The 14704-nt window shown below is 73.4% G+C and carries 8 protein-coding genes; 2 read left to right on the top strand and 6 right to left on the bottom strand.

What is annotated here, in order from left to right:
* Window positions 1-141: 141 nt before the first annotated feature.
* The 4 genes from ACX27O_RS17505 to ACX27O_RS17490 form a co-directional block, all read right to left on the bottom strand.
* Window positions 142-3633 (bottom strand): ATP-dependent helicase, encoded by a 3492-nt coding sequence (locus ACX27O_RS17505; protein ID WP_458939737.1) that lies wholly within the window; start codon window positions 3631-3633, stop codon window positions 142-144.
* 86 nt (window positions 3634-3719) lie between these two features.
* Complete coding sequence (locus tag ACX27O_RS17500) at window positions 3720-7274, bottom strand: ATP-dependent helicase (protein ID WP_458939736.1); 3555 nt, start codon at window positions 7272-7274, stop codon at window positions 3720-3722.
* A gap of 138 nt (window positions 7275-7412) precedes the next feature.
* Complete coding sequence (locus ACX27O_RS17495; RefSeq protein ID WP_387222478.1) at window positions 7413-7958, bottom strand: LOG family protein; 546 nt, start codon at window positions 7956-7958, stop codon at window positions 7413-7415.
* Window positions 7958-8824, bottom strand: a complete 867-nt coding sequence (locus tag ACX27O_RS17490) for an LOG family protein (protein WP_030337558.1) — start codon at window positions 8822-8824, stop codon at window positions 7958-7960. The genes ACX27O_RS17495 and ACX27O_RS17490 overlap by 1 nt, the downstream gene beginning before the upstream one ends.
* 154 nt (window positions 8825-8978) lie before the next feature.
* Here ACX27O_RS17490 and ACX27O_RS17485 point away from each other — a divergent pair, with 154 nt between their 5' ends.
* On the top strand, window positions 8979-9146 hold the full coding sequence (locus tag ACX27O_RS17485; RefSeq protein WP_156057972.1) for a hypothetical protein: 168 nt from the start codon (window positions 8979-8981) through the stop codon (window positions 9144-9146).
* 42 nt (window positions 9147-9188) lie between these two features.
* On the opposite strand, the gene dapE is transcribed toward ACX27O_RS17485, so the two are convergent.
* Window positions 9189-10262, bottom strand: a complete 1074-nt coding sequence (gene dapE, locus ACX27O_RS17480; protein WP_030337557.1) for a succinyl-diaminopimelate desuccinylase — start codon at window positions 10260-10262, stop codon at window positions 9189-9191.
* Between the two features lie 78 nt (window positions 10263-10340).
* On the opposite strand from dapE, the gene dapD reads away from it, so the two are divergent.
* The gene (gene dapD, locus ACX27O_RS17475; protein ID WP_030337555.1) at window positions 10341-11300 is read left to right on the top strand and encodes a 2,3,4,5-tetrahydropyridine-2,6-dicarboxylate N-succinyltransferase; all 960 of its coding nucleotides are present in this window, start codon (window positions 10341-10343) and stop codon (window positions 11298-11300) included.
* Between the two features lie 51 nt (window positions 11301-11351).
* Here the strand turns inward: dapD and ACX27O_RS17470 are convergent, their stop codons facing one another.
* Entirely contained in the window at window positions 11352-14672 is a 3321-nt protein-coding gene (locus tag ACX27O_RS17470; RefSeq protein ID WP_458939759.1) for a S8 family serine peptidase, read from the bottom strand.
* Window positions 14673-14704 lie beyond the last annotated feature (32 nt).

The raw sequence follows: 14704 nt of genomic DNA, 5'->3' as shown, positions 1-14704 counted from the left end.
CTGTCGCTTCTGGTCGCCCCGCCCGGAGAACTCCGGACACAACAAAGAGCGCCTGGGGCCACAATCCCGCCAGGCGCACACAGAGTCTCTGGTAACCAAAACTGCAACCCGGTCAACCTACCACGGTTTTCCCCGCAGTGGTCAATGTTGGGCAGAATCCTCGGGCAACTGGGCGATCATGGCCGTGAGGCCCGCCACATCCAGCAGGTCGGCGGGCCGTACGGTCACCCCGTGCCGGACGTAGTGGAACGCCGCGCCCACCCGCTCGACCGGCACACCGGCCAACTCCGCCCAGGCCAGCCGGTACACGGCCAGCTGCACGGCGGCCACCTCAGCCGCCGGCCCGGTGGGCTGCGCGCCGGTCTTCCAGTCGACCACGTCGAACCGGCCACCCGGCCGGGCGAAGACCGCGTCCATCCGGCCTCGTACCACCACCCCGGCGATCACCGTGGCGAACGGCACCTCCACCTCCACCGGTGACCGGTCGGCCCACTCGCTGGCCAGGAACCGCTCCTGAAGCTCGACAAGCGCCTCGTCGGGTGCGGCATCGGCATCGGCAGCGCCGGGCAGTTCGTCCAGGTCCAACAGGCGGTCCGCGCCGAAGCGCTGCTCCAACCAGGCGTGGAAGGCGGTGCCCCGACGCGCGTACGGGTTGGGTTCGGTCGGCACCGGCCGGCGCAGCGTACGGGCCAGCGCCGCCGGATCGCGCCGCAACGCGACGAGTTGGGTGACGCTCAGCGCCCCGGGCAGCGCCACCTCGACCGCACCGGAGAGCCGGGTCAGCTCGGCGCGCTCGGCCAGCAGCAGGTCCGCCTCACGCTGCCAGCGCGCCACCTCCGGGTCCACCTCCGGCTCGGCCGCCTCGACAGTCGGCCCGCCCGGCATCACCGACCCGGCGGGCGCCGAGCCGGCCGCCGCCACCGATCCGGCGGGCACCGAGCCACTCGACCCGACCGGCCCGGGGAGGACCGGCCCGACCGGTCCCGGGAGCGCCGCCGCCGGACCGTCGGCCATCAGGCGACGCACCAGCCCGGCAGCCTCGGCCAGCGCCGGCCGGCGACCACCCAACGGGTCGGCCGGCCACTCCGCGCGGAGCACCACCTCGGCCGTGGGGTTCGTCGCGTCCGGGGTCGGCTCCGGTGCCCACACGTCGATCAGGTGCCCCGGCCCACCGTCGAGGCAGGCGTCGTACACCTCACGCAGGAAGACCGACGGACCTCGCGGTCGCTTCGTGCCCTCCCCCCACCAGTAACCGGAGCAGAGCAGCAGCCGGCGCGGCCGGGTCACCGCCACGTACGTCAGCCGGCGTTCCTCCCGCTCGTCGTGGGCCCGCCACGCGTCGGTGAAGTCGGTCACCGCCCGCGCCACGGCCCGCTGGTCGCCCGCCTCGTCGAGCGCCAACTCGGGCAGCCCGTCGGCGTCACCGCGCAGCGGGAACGGCAGCACGCCCAGCCCGCCCAACCAGTGGTCGGAGTTGCGGACCGGCCCGGGCCACAGCCCGCGACTGAGCCCGGCCACCGCCACCACGTCCCACTCCAGACCCTTGGCGGCGTGTGCGGTGACCACCTGCACCGCGCCCTCCACCACCTCGACCTCGCCCGGCGCCAGACCACGCTCCTCGTCCTCGGCGGCGGCCAGATAGGACAGGAAACCGGACAGGGTGGCGCCGGGCGTCTCCCCGCTGAACCGGGCCGCCACGTCGCCGAGCGCGTCCAGGTGCCCCCGGGCCAGGCCCGCGTCGCCGGCGCCGTCGCGGCCGGCCCGCACCGCGACCTCCACGTCCAGGCCGATGGTTCGCTCGATGTCCGCGATCAGGTCCGGCAGCGCCTGGTCCAGTCGGTAGCGCAGCAGCGCCAACTCCCGGCCGTACGCGCGCAGCCGCGCGAACCCCTCCGCCGAGTACGCCTGCGCCGGCCCGAGGTCGGCCAGCGCCTCCACCAGAGTCGCCTCGTCCAACAGGTCGGGGCTGATCTCCGCGTCGTCGTCGGCGGCCACCTGCCGTCGAGCTGTAGCGATGGCCCGAGCCCGGCGGTGCAGGGCCACCAGGTCACGCGGCCCGATCCGCCAACGGGCACCGGTGAGCAGCCGCAACAGCGCGGCCCCGTCGGTCGGGTCGGCCAGCACCCGCAACGTGCACACCACGTCGCGCACCTCGGGAGTGTCCAGCAGGCCGCCCAGCCCCACCACCTCGACCGGCAGACCACGCTCGCGCAGCGCCGACTCGATCGCCGGGATCTGGCTGCGTACCCGAACCAGCACGGCGGTCGTCGGGCGCCGCGCCACCGGGATGTGCTCCGGGGCCACGCCCGGCATCCCGGCAGCCCCACGCCAGGCGGCCAGCACGCTGTCGGCGATCCAGTCGGCCTCGTCGGCGTACGTGGGCAGCATCGCGCAGTGCACGGTGCCCCCGGCCGCACCGGCCGGGCTGCGGTGCGGGATCGGGTCCCGGACGGTCAACGCCGAGCGCAGCTCCGGCACCCGGGCACCCGCCGCCCGCAGCGGGGTGGAGAGCGCGTTCGCCACCCGGAGGATCTCCGGACGGTTGCGCCAACTCGTGGTGAGCCCCAGCGCCGGGGCCGGCTCACCGTCGGCGCGGGCGAACTCGGTGGGAAACCGGTCCAGGGTGCCCGCGCTGGCCCCCCGCCAGCCGTAGATCGACTGGCACGGGTCGCCCACCGCGGTCACCGGGTGCCCCCCACCGAACAGCGCGTTGAGCAACACCACCTGGGCGTGGCTGGTGTCCTGGTACTCGTCGAGCAACACCACCCGGAACCGGTCCCGCTCGATCGCGCCGACCGCCGGATGGTCCCGGGCCACCCGCGCCGCCCGGGCGAGCTGGTCGGCGAAGTCCATCGCCTCGAAGTCCACCTTGCGCCGGGCGTACGCCCGCACCAACGGCAGCAGCCGCAACCGGGTCTGCTGCAGGGTGAGCGCCTTGCGCACGTCGGCGTACACCCGACCCGGCCGGGACTGCACCTCGGCGAAGAACCGACCGGTCCAGGCCGCCAACTCGTCCGGCGCGACCAGGTGCTCGTCCAACTCCCCGGCGAGCGCCAGCACCGCGTCGGTGATGGTGCTCGGCATCCGGTCCACCTCGGACATGTCGCCGTCGTAGTTGCGCACCAGCAGGTCCACCAACTGCCAGCGGGACGCTTCGGTGAGCAGCCGGGTGGACGGCTCGTAGCCAGCCCGTAGCCCGTGCTCGGTGACGATCCGCCCCGCGTACGAGTGGTAGGTGGAGACGGTGGGCTCACCGGCGAGCGGATCGTCCAACGGGTCCCGCCCCTGCCGGCCGACGCGGCGGATCAGCTGGTCGAGCCGGGTGCGTACCCGATGGGCCAACTCGCCGGCCGCCTTGCGGGTGAAGGTCAACCCGAGGATCTGCTCCGGCCGCACGTACGAGTTGGCCACCAGCCAGACCACCCGCGCGGCCATCGTCTCGGTCTTGCCCGACCCGGCACCGGCGACCACCAGCAGCGGCTCCACCGGAGCGGCGATGATCGCGGCCTGCTCCCGGGTCGGTGCCGGCAACCGCAGCAGCTTGGCCAGCTCCACCGGCGTGTACCGGGGGCCGGAGTCCGCGAGCCGGGGCGTCGGTGCGGGACCCGCGCCGAACAGGGTGGGCTGACTCACGGTGTCGTCACAGGCTGCAACACCGGCTCACTCCTCGCCCTCACTGTGCCGTCTTGGTTCGTGACTGCGGGGCTCGCAACACCGGCTCACTCCTCGCCCTCACTGGTGCGCCGGACGGTGGGCGGCTCGACGACCTGGCGCCCCTGCCCGGAGACCGGGCAGCTGGTGCGCACCGGGCAGACCCGGCACTTCGAGTTGGCCACCGCCGCGAACGTGGCGGCTGCCATCGTATCGGCGGTTCGCCGGACCAGCGCGGTCGCCCAACCGGCCGCCGGCCCCTCGCTGGCCGCCGGTTGGTTCTGCTCCCTGGCGTCCTTGGCGGTGGTCCCCAGCTGCACCAGCGCGGCGCCCCCGGACTCGTCACCGAACTCGGCGAACGCCCCCGCCTCCACCGCCGCCTGGTAGGCGCCAAGCTGCGGGTGCTCCGCCAGGTCGGCGCCGGTGACAGCGGTGGACTTGCCGGTCTTCAGGTCGATCACCACCAACCGCCCGGCCTCGTCGACCTCCAGCCGGTCGACCCGACCGGTCAGCTCGACGGGCCGGTGGGGATCGTCCAGGCGGACGGCGAACTCGTGCTCGATGGCGAGCAACCGACGCGGGTTGGTGGCCAGCCAGCGCAGCAGCTTGTCGACCATCGCCTCGGCGCGCTCCCGCTCCGGCCCGGCCATCCACCGGGCCGCCAGCTCGATCGCGTCGAACCGGGCGGCCACGTAGTCGAGCAGCGCGCCCCGGTCGGCACTGGCGTCCTCGGCGAGCATCGCGGCGGCGTGCACCAGGTTGCCCACCCCCTGCGCGGTGCTGGTCGGCCCGCTGCCGCCATGCCGTTCCAACAGCCACCGCAGGCTGCACCGCAGCGCGCTCTCCATGGCCGACGGGGTGACCCGCACCGGGTCGCCGTCGTCGACGAGCGGCCGGTCGTCGGAGAGCGCCCGCAACCCCCACCAGTCGTCGGGGTGCGCGCCGGGCACTCCGGCGGCGGCAAGCCGGGCCAGTTCGGCCGCCGCGGCGCGCCGCCGGGTCGCCGGGGCGGCCGGGTCGGTGATGGCGGTACGGAGTTCCGCCACCAACGCCGGCAGGGTGAGCGCCCGGGGTGGACGGGTCACCGGCAGCGCCCCCGGATGGTCCGGCCCCTCGTCGCCGGCCTCACCCGCGGTGGTGCCACCGGAGGACGGCTCGGTGCGGGGACCGGGCGGCGGGCCCGGCGCTGTCGGCGGGGTGCCGGGCGGCGGCGTGCCGGGCGGGGTGTTCGGGATCAGCTCGTGCAGGAACCGGCTCGGCTGCTCCTCGTGATCGTCACCGCCGACGGCGGCCGACGCCACCGCGCTGACCAGCAACCTGTGCCGGGCCCGGCTGACGGCGACGTGGAAGAGCCGACGCTCCTCGTCCAGCAACGCCGAGGTCTGACCCACCACGTTCGCCGCTCTCGCGCCGTCGACCGACCGGCCGGCCAGCACGTCGACCAGCCGCTCGGAGCCGAGCAGGCTGCCGCGCAGCCGCAGGTCCGGCCAGATGCCCTCCTGCACGCCGGCCACCGCGACCAGGTCCCATTCCAGGCCCTTCGCCGCGTGCGCGGTGAGCAGGCGTACCGCCGCACCCCGGTCGGCGGTCGGCGCGATGGTGTCGGCCGGCAGATCCTGGGCGAGCACGTGATCGAGGAACACCTCGGTACGGGCACCGGGCAGCCGGTCGGTGAACCGGGCCGCCGCGTCGAAGAGGACCAGCACGGCGTCCAGGTCACGGTCGGCCGCCTCGGCCCGCCGTCGCCGGGCCAGGTCACCCTCGCCGGCCTCCGGGCGGCCCTGGTTGATCGCGCCGGCCCAGCGTTCGGCGAGACCACTGGCCTGCCAGACGGCCCAGAGCACGTCCTCGGCTGTCGAACCCGGCCGATCGGCGGCCTCGCGTGCGATGGCCAGCAGCCCGGCCACCGCCTGCGCCGGTTCCGCCCAGCGACGGTCGATGCCGGCCAACTCCTCCGGATCGCGCAACGCCTCGACGATCAGCTCACCGGAGGGACGTCGGTCACCGGCAGCCAGCGCGAGCGCCCGCAGGCCCTGCCGCAGTCGCCGCTCGGCCAGCGGGTCTGCCCCACCCAGCGGCGAGTGCAGCAGTGCGACAGCCGACTCCTCGTCGAGGCGTTCCGGCTCCAGTGCGCACCGCAGCAGGAGCAGCAGCGGCGCGACCGCCGGTTGCAGGTGCAGGGGCAGATCCTCACCGTGCACCACTGTGGGCACCCCGGCCGCGTGCAACGCCCGTCGCAGGGTGGGCAGCTGCAACGCGGTGGACCGCACCAGCACCGCCATCCGGGACCAGGGCACGCCGTCGAGCAGGTGCGCCGAGCGCAGCGCGTGGGCCAACCAGGCGGCCTCGCTGGTCGCCGAGCGGAACGTGTGCACCTCGACCACACCAGGCGGCGCGTCCGGCAGCGGGTGCAGCCGGCGGTGCGCGGCCGGACCCCGCAACCGGCGACCCAGCCGGGCGATCGCCGCGAGCAGACCCGGCCCGGCCCGGTACGACGTGGACAGCAGCACCTGTGCGGCGGGCGCACCGGAGGCCGTCCGGAACCGGTGCGTGAACGGCGTCACCCCGGCCGGGTCGGCGCCCCGGAAGGCGTACGTGGACGAGTCGGGGTCGGCGAACGCGACAAGCGACTTGCCGCCGCCCGCGATGACCGAGAGCAGCTCCAGTTGGGCAGGGTCGGTGTCGGCCAACTCGTCGAGGTAGACGTGGGCGAGCCGGCGGCGCTCGGCGGCCAGCAACTCCTCGTCGTCGCGCAGCAGCCCGGTGGCCGCCCGGACCAGCTCCGCCGGGTCGTACGCGATGGAGCCGCGGTTGCTGACGTCGCGCAGGGCGAGCACTGCCACGTACTCCCGCAGGAAGCGGGCGGCAGCGGGCCAGTCGGCGCGGCCGAGCTTCTCACCCAGCCGGGCCAGGTCGGCCGAGCCCACCCCGCGTTCGGCGGCGCGCATCAGCAGGTCACGCAGCTGGCCGGCGAACGCCCTGGTCCGCAGGGCTGGGCGCAGGTCGGTCGGCCAGCCGACCGGGTCGTCCTCGGGCTCCTCGCCCACCACGTCCAGCAGCTCACGGATGATCAGATCCTGCTCGGGGCCGGTGAGCAGCCGGGGCGACGGTTCCCCCCGCTCGGCGGCGGCGCGGCGGAGCAACCCGAAGGCGTACGCCGGGAAGGTGCGCACCAGCGGCTCCCGCAGCACCCGGTGGCCGTCCTGCGCGATGCGGGCCTCGATGCGCTGCCGCAGTGCGGTGGCGCCTCGGCGGCCGAAGGTCAGCACGAGGATCCGTTCGGGGTCGACCCCCTCGGCCACCCGGGCGGCGACCGCCTCGACCAGCGTGCTGGTCTTGCCGGTGCCCGGACCACCGAGCACGAGCATCGGCCCGTCGGTGTGCCCGACCACCTCGGCCTGCACCGGATCGGCCCGCCAGCCGCCGCCGACCGCCACCTCAGGCCCGACCACACGCTCGGCCCCACCGACGCCGGTGGACCCACCCGGGCGCGCGGACCCACCCGCCGCCCCGACACCGCCGCCGGACGTGCCGTCGCTGGCAGGCACGGAAGCGCCGTCAGGCGTCGCCCCGTCCCCCCGCGCCGGCCCACCGGGCCGCCGCACCAACCGGTACGCCTGCATCAGCTCATCCCATCAGACCCATCCGACACCAACCCACCCACACCCCAACCCACCTCGTCGATCATGAAGTTAGCGGCGCGACACGCCGACAGCGACGTCGACAACTTCATGATCACCGCAGGGGCGGAGGGGTGCGGGTCAGGTCAGGTGGGATTCGAGGATGTCCAGGGCCTCGGTAACGGTGGTGGTCACGGTCAGCAGGTCGCGGCCGGCGGGCTTCAGGAAGGTCTGATCGGCCAGCGCGTCGAGCCAGTCCAACAGGGGGCGGTAGAACCCGTCGGTGTCGATCAGCACCATCGGCTTCGCGTGCAGGGCGAGGGTGGCGGTCGTCCAGACCTCGAACAACTCGTCCAGGGTGCCCAGGCCGCCGGGCACGGTGAGGAAGGCGTCCGACTTGTCGATCATCACGGTCTTGCGGGTGGCCATCGAGTCGGTCACCAGCAGCTCGTCCGAGGCCAGGTCGGCGACCTCCAGGTCGACCAGCGACTGCGGGATCACGCCGAGGGTGCGCCCACCGGCGGAGCGGGCGCCGTCGGCCAACGCGCCCATCATGCCGACGCAGCCACCGCCGCTGACCAGCGTGTGCCCGCGCTGGGCCAGCTCCGCACCGGTCTCGGCGGCCAGGTCCAACCAGCGCTGGTCGAGGGTACGAGAGGAGGCGCAGAAGACGCAGATCGCCGCCATCAGTCGTGATCCCGGGGCTGCTCGGTGGCCTGGACGGCGGCGGCCTGCTGGTCCGCCCCGGTCCGGGCGACGGCCTCCTCGCGGACCGCCTCCTGCTCGGCGGAGAGCACGGCCTCCGCCTCGACGATGTACCGGACCGCCTCGTTGACCTCGTCGGTGAGACAGATCAGGTCCAGGTCGACCGGCCCGATCTTGCCGGTGGCGGCCATCGTGTCGCGCAGCCAGTCCAGCAGGCCCTGCCAGTAGGCGACGCCCATCAGCACCACCGGGAACCGGGTGACCTTGCCGGTCTGCACCAGGGTGAGCGCCTCGAACAGCTCGTCCATGGTGCCGAACCCGCCGGGCAGCACGACGAACGCCTGGGCGTACTTGACGAACATCGTCTTGCGGGCGAAGAAGTAGCGGAAGTCGATGGCCAGGTCGACCCACTCGTTGATGCCCTGCTCGAACGGAAGCTCGATGCCGAGGCCCACGGAGAGCCCGCCGGCCTCGCTGGCGCCGCGGTTGGCGGCCTCCATCACTCCGGGCCCACCTCCGGTGATCACCGCGTAGCCGGCTCGGGCCAGCGCGCCACCCAACTCCTCGGCCAACTGGCACTCGGCGCTGTCCGGCGCGCTGCGCGCGGAGCCGAAGACGCTGACCGCCGACGGCACGTCGGCGAGGGTGTCGAAGCCCTCGACGAACTCGGCGAGGATGCGCAGCGCGCGCCAGGCGTCCTTGGTCTTCCAGTCGCCGCGCCCCCGCGAATCCAGCAGACGCTGGTCGGCGGTGCTGCTCGGGATCGCCCCCCTGCGCAGGGTGACCGCACCGCGATGCCGCTCCTGGCCCGGACCGCGACCGGCCTCCCGCCCGTTGCTCTGGCTCATGGAGCAACCGTAGTGGAGCAGCACCGGCCGGGTGCGCGGGGCGGGGACGCCGAGAAATTGTTCGCGATCAAGGGCAACTATTCGACGCTCCCGTACGTCTTACTATTCACATACCGGGTATGCCCCGGCGCGCGCCTTCGGGGGAGGAGACAGCGTGATCAGCAATAGCGAGATGATCCGGATCCGTCGCCAGATGCAGCGACGGATCCGAGACGTGGTGGCCGAACGCCGCCGCACCCGCCAGCAGAACCCGATCCCCACCTCCCCCACCCCGTCCGGAGCCGATCAAGAGGTTTGCGTCGCCGACAACGGGCCAGGCTGACGCAAACCTCTTGATCACCGACGGAAGCCGGGCCGCGACCGGTCAGGCTGGGGCTAGCCAGCGGTGCAGGGTTGCCGCGCCGTCGCGGATCTTGCTGATCTCGACGTGCTCGTCGGGGTGGTGGGCCAGGTTCGGGTCGCCGGGGCCGAAGTTGAGCGCGGGGATGCCCATCGCCGCGAACCGGGCCACGTCCGTCCAGCCCAGCTTGCCGATCGGCGCGGCGCCGACCGCCGCCAGGAACTCCTTCGCGGGGGCCGCTTCGAGCCCGGGCGCGGCACCGGCAGCCATGTCGGTGACCGTCACCTCGAAGCCGTCGAAGACCTCCCGCAGGTGCGCCTCCGCCTCGGCCGGCGTACGGTCCGGCGCGAACCGGTAGTTGACCTCGACCTCGCAGTGGTCGGGAACCACGTTGCCGGCGACCCCGCCGTTGATCCGTACCGCGTTCATGCCCTCGCGGTAGTCGCAACCGTCGATGGTGACCCGGCGGGCCTCGTACGTCTGGAGACGCCGCAGCACCTCACCGGCGGCGTGGATGGCGTTCACCCCGTGCCAGGAGCGCGCCGAGTGGGCGCGTACCCCGGTCGTGGTGACCACCGAACGCATGGTGCCCTGGCAGCCCGCCTCGACGATGCCGTAGGTCGGCTCCAGCAGCACCGCGAAGTCCGCCTGCAGCCACTCCGGGAACGCCTGGGCGACGAGGTTGAGGCCGTTGTACCGGGACTCGATCTCCTCGGCCTCGTAGAAGAAGTACGTCACGTCGTAGCGCGGCTCGGGCAGGGTGACCGCCAGGTGCAGCGCGTACGCGGTGCCGGACTTCATGTCGGAGGTGCCGCAGCCGTACATCAGGTCGCCGCGCATGGTCGACGGGAAGTTGTTGTTCAACGGCACCGTGTCGAGGTGCCCGGCCAGCACGACACGCTGCGGCCGACCGAGGTCGGTGCGCGCCATCACCGTGTTGCCGTGCCGGTGGGTGGTCAGGTGCGGTACGCCCCGCAGCACCTCCTCGACACAGTCGGCAATCGCCTTCTCGTTGAGGGACACGGACTCTATGTCGACCAGAGCGCGGGTCAGCTGCACCGGATCGGCGAGGACCTCGGGGGTCAGCGGGTTCTCCATGGTTCGCACGGTACCTTCAGGTCTGTCAGTGCGAGGAGCGAGCCGAGGTCAGCCCGGCCGTGACCGAGAGGTGTAACAGTGACGTCCGCAGATTCCGCCTGGGGCATCGGCCTGGCTACGGTCACCGCAGACGAGCAGGTGCTCGACACCTGGTACCCGACCGGCAAGCTGGGCCTGGGCGAGCTGCCGCTGGTCGCCGGCGAGGACAAGGCGGACGTGCTCGACCTGCCGCCGGCCGCGCTCGGTGACCGGCCGCTGCCCGGTCTGCGTACCGTGCAGGTGGTCACCGTGATCGGCTCGCTGGACGATCCGATCAAGGACGCCTCCGACGCGTACCTCCGGTTGCACCTGCTCTCGCACCGCCTGGTGCGACCCAACCAGGTCAACCTGGACGGCATCTTCGGCAAGCTGGCCAACGTGGCCTGGACGTCCGCCGGGCCGTGCCCACCGGAGCGGGTGGACGAGCTGCGGGTGATCGAGCGGGCGGCCGGCCGGCACCTGTCGGTGTACGGGGTGGACAAGTTCCCCCGGATGACCGACTACGTGGTGCCGTCCGGGGTGCGGATCGCCGACGCCGACCGCGTCCGCCTGGGCGCGCACCTGGCCGCCGGCACCACAGTGATGCACGAGGGCTTCGTCAACTTCAACGCCGGCACCGTGGGCACCTCGATGGTCGAGGGGCGGATCGTGCAGGGCGTGCTGGTCGGCGACGGCTCCGACATCGGCGGCGGGGCCTCCATCATGGGCACCCTCTCCGGCGGCGGCACCGACAAGATCAGCATCGGTGAGCGGAGCCTGGTCGGCGCGAACGCCGGCGTCGGCATCTCGCTCGGCGACGACTGTGTGGTCGAGGCCGGCTGCTACATCACCGCCGCGTCGAAGATCACGCTCCCCGACGGCCGGGTCGTCAAGGCCCGGGAGCTGTCCGGCGTCGACGGGCTGCTGTTCTGGCGCAACTCGGTCACCGGCGGGCTGGAGGCCCGGCCGCGCACCGGCCGGGGCATCGAGCTGAACGCCGCCCTGCACGCCAACGACTGACGGCCCCGCCGGGTCCGCGGCGTTCGGCCGCGGACCCGGACGGGGTACGCCTCAGCGCAACCGGTACGCCTGGATGATCCGTTGGGTCACCGTGTTACCGGCGGTGTCCCGGGCGGTGGCCCGTAGCGACACGTGGCCGGTGCCGGCCGGATGCCGCAACAGCGCCGACCAGCCGTCGGCCGAGGTGCGGACCAGCTTCGCCCTGCCCCAGGTCTTCCCGCCGTCGTAGGAGACGTCGACGGTGAGCTTCTCCACCCGGGCGCTGGGCGCGCCGGGCTGCCGCTGCACCCGTACCGGGATGACGAAGCCCTGACCGGCCGGAGCGCTGTTGTCGACCCGCAGCGGCGGCGCGAAGCGCACCACCGACAGTGGCAGTCGGGCCGGCGTGTCACCGGCGACGTGCCGCGACCGGAAGGTCCAACTGGACTCCACCTCGGTGCTCAGGTCGGTGAAGCTGCGCTTCGCCGACGTGACGAGCCGGTAGTCCGCCCTGCCCGGTGGCACTGTGAACTCGCCGTAGCCGGCGTACTCGCTCTCGCCGACCAGCTTGCCGTTGCGCCAGAGCTTGGTCTGCGCGCTGTCGTTCAGTGAGCCGCCCGGGTGCCCGGCCGCGTCGCTGTGGATCGGCACGTCGACCACTATCGTGTCGCCGTCGCGGGTGACGCTCTGGTGCGGCCAGCGCGGCTTCGGGAACGACGGTCCGTACGGGCCCTGGTTCCAGATCTCCTGCACCGTCCGCCCAGCCCGGTACGCGGTGGGGACGGAGAACAGCACCGTCTGGGGGTTCAACCAGCCTTCGTCGTCCACCGTCCCGAAGGAGACCTCGGATTCCCACGTCACCCCCTTGGTGTTGTAGTGCTCGACCCGCTGGCCGGGCACGGCGGTGGGCAGGATCAGGGCGGAGCCGCCGACGTTGTACTCCAGTACGGGGTACACGATCCGCTCGGCCTGCATGCCCGGGTAGCCGCCATGGAACCGGTGCACGACGGTTGCCAGGTCCCGTCGGGTGTAGTCGCGGACGAACCCGGTCGGCATCCGGCCGGGGATCGCCTCGGCCAGCGCGTACAGGTACGGGCTGTTGGTCGGGTCCGGCGTGGTCCACTGGCTGCTGACGGTGGCGACGAACCGGTCGGCGGGGCTCGGCTTGCCGAGCTGACCGCTGGTCAGGTCGGCGAACGTCTCGGCCCAGAGGCCGACGGCGTACGCGCTGCCGTCGTCGGCGGTGAAGTTGCCGCTGACGTCGATCAGGAGCGGTACGGCGGTCCGGTCCGGAATGGTCGTCCGCACCGGCTTGGCGCGGCGGGCGTCCACCACGATCCGGGTGTCCCGCTCGACTGTCACCTCGGGCTGCGCCAACAGGGACATCCCGCGCGGCTCATCCTCCGGACCGGGCTCGAAGACCAGACCGCTGAGGCCGTAGCGCCCCTTCGGCACCCGAACGCTGGCCACCCCGTCGGAGCTGACGACGTCCCAGGCGCCGAAGGTGTCCATCCCGAGCAGCAAGGTCCAGTGGTCAGCGGTGCGCTCACCGGCCCGGTTCAGGTGCTCCACTGTCAGCGTGTAGCTCTCCACCTCCCGGTTCACTGCCAACGGGGTGACCGCGACCGCCGCCCCGGATCGGGCCACGATCCGCCCGGTCCAGTAGCCGTCGGCGTCGCCGAGGCGGGTGTCGGTGGTGACGGTCGTGGCGGCCGTGCCGCCGGCCGGCACGGTGAGTTGGTTGGCACCCAACTGGAACAGGCCGGCTGGCAGCGCGCGACCGCCGGGGCCGGCGCCCTCGACGCTCAGCTCCAGGGTGACCGCCGCCGGACCGTCGTTGCGCCAGGTCACCGTGCGGGTGATCGGCGCGTCGTCACCGTGCGGCCAGAGCGCACGCCCGAACGAGACACTCACCGGGTCGGTGGTGACCTGCTGGGTGATCGCGTGCGCGACGTCGACCCGCCCGGCTCCCTGCTGGTAGGCGGTCTGCTCCGGGTGCGGCTTGGCGGCGGCCATCAGGGTGGCCTTGATCCGGTCGGCCCGCCATCCCGGGTGCTGCTGGGCCAGCAGCGCGGCCGACCCGGCCACGTGCGGGGTGGCCATCGAGGTGCCGGAGATGGTGACGTAACGGTCGTCGACCGGATCGCCGATGAAGCCGTTGGCGGACCGGGCGGCGACGATGTCGACGCCGGGCGCGGTGATGTCCGGCTTCACCGCGTCGTCGCCGACCCGGGGACCCCGGCTGGAGAAGTCGGCCAGTTCGTCGTCCCGGTCCACCGCACCCACGGCGAGCCCGGCGTCGGCGCTGGCCGGGGAGCCCACCGAGCCGTCCGAGCCGTCGTTGCCGGCGGCGAGGACGAAGAGGGTGCCGGTCTGCGCGGTCAGCGTCTGCACGGCCTCCTCCAGCGGGTCCACCTCGGGGGTGTCCCAGCCGCTGAGGCTCATGTTGACCACGGCGGCCTTCTTCTCGACAGCGGCCCACTGCATCCCGGCGAGGATCGCCGAGTCACTGCAGCCGGCGTCCTCACAGACCTTGCCGTCCAGCAGCGTCGCGTCCGGCGCCACACCCCGGTACTTGCCGCCGGAGGCCGCGCCGCTGCCCGCGATGGTCGAGGCCACGTGGGTGCCGTGGCCGACCGTGTCCCGAGCGTCGGTGGCCTCGGTGAAGTTGCGCGCCTCGGCCACCTTGCCGGCCAGGTCGGGGTGCGTCGCGTCGACGCCGGTGTCCAGCACCGCGACGGACACTCCCGCGCCGGTGAACCCGGCCGCCCAGGCGGCGGGCGCGCCGATCTGCGGCACGCTGTGGTCGAGGGTCACCCGTCGACGGCCGTCCAGCCAGATCCGTTCGACGCCCCCTGCCGCGTCGAGCCGGGCCCCAGCGGGACCGGTGGTCACCGTCTCCCAGACCGCGCCCAAAGAGGATTTGTCGCTGGCCAGCGCGGCGCCGCGAATCACCGGCAGGTCGCGGGTCTGCCGGGTGCCGGGCAGCGCGGCCGGGGCACGCCGGGCGGCACCCGTCGCGCCGTACGTCACCAGGAGCGGCAGGGTGTCGCGGTGGGCGTCGTCGTAACCCGCCTCGACCAGCCCGGTGACGTCGAAGAGTCGCCGGTCCACCCGGCCCGAACGCAGCAACGGCAGCGCGTCCGTCGGCGTCACCGAGAGGCGTCCGCGCTCGCGCCGGACGAGGAACTGCACGCTCTCCCGGCCGGCGCCGGGCCGGACCGCGGCGCCGGAACCGGTGACGGTGACCCGGTCACCGGTGATCAGCGTGACGGTGCTCGAGCGGTTGGCGGTGGGTCCACCCGGCGTGGTCTGGCCGGTGCCGCCGGGTAAGGCGGGCGCGGTGGCCGTGGCTGAGGCGGGAGCCGGCGCGGATAGCGCCAGCGTGAGCACGAGGCCGACGGCGGCCAATCTTCTTGTCTGAT

The organism is Micromonospora sp. SD19, from assembly GCF_054462275.1.
This window is presented reverse-complemented; position numbering and strand designations above follow the sequence as displayed.

Coding starts and splice junctions, on each gene's coding strand:
- ACX27O_RS17500 (WP_458939736.1), bottom strand. CDS start 7,274: ATGCAGGCGTACCGGTTGGTGCGGCGGCCCGGTGGGCCGGCGCGGGGG.
- ACX27O_RS17495 (WP_387222478.1), bottom strand. CDS start 7,958: ATGGCGGCGATCTGCGTCTTCTGCGCCTCCTCTCGTACCCTCGACCAG.
- ACX27O_RS17490 (WP_030337558.1), bottom strand. CDS start 8,824: ATGAGCCAGAGCAACGGGCGGGAGGCCGGTCGCGGTCCGGGCCAGGAG.
- dapE (WP_030337557.1), bottom strand. CDS start 10,262: ATGGAGAACCCGCTGACCCCCGAGGTCCTCGCCGATCCGGTGCAGCTG.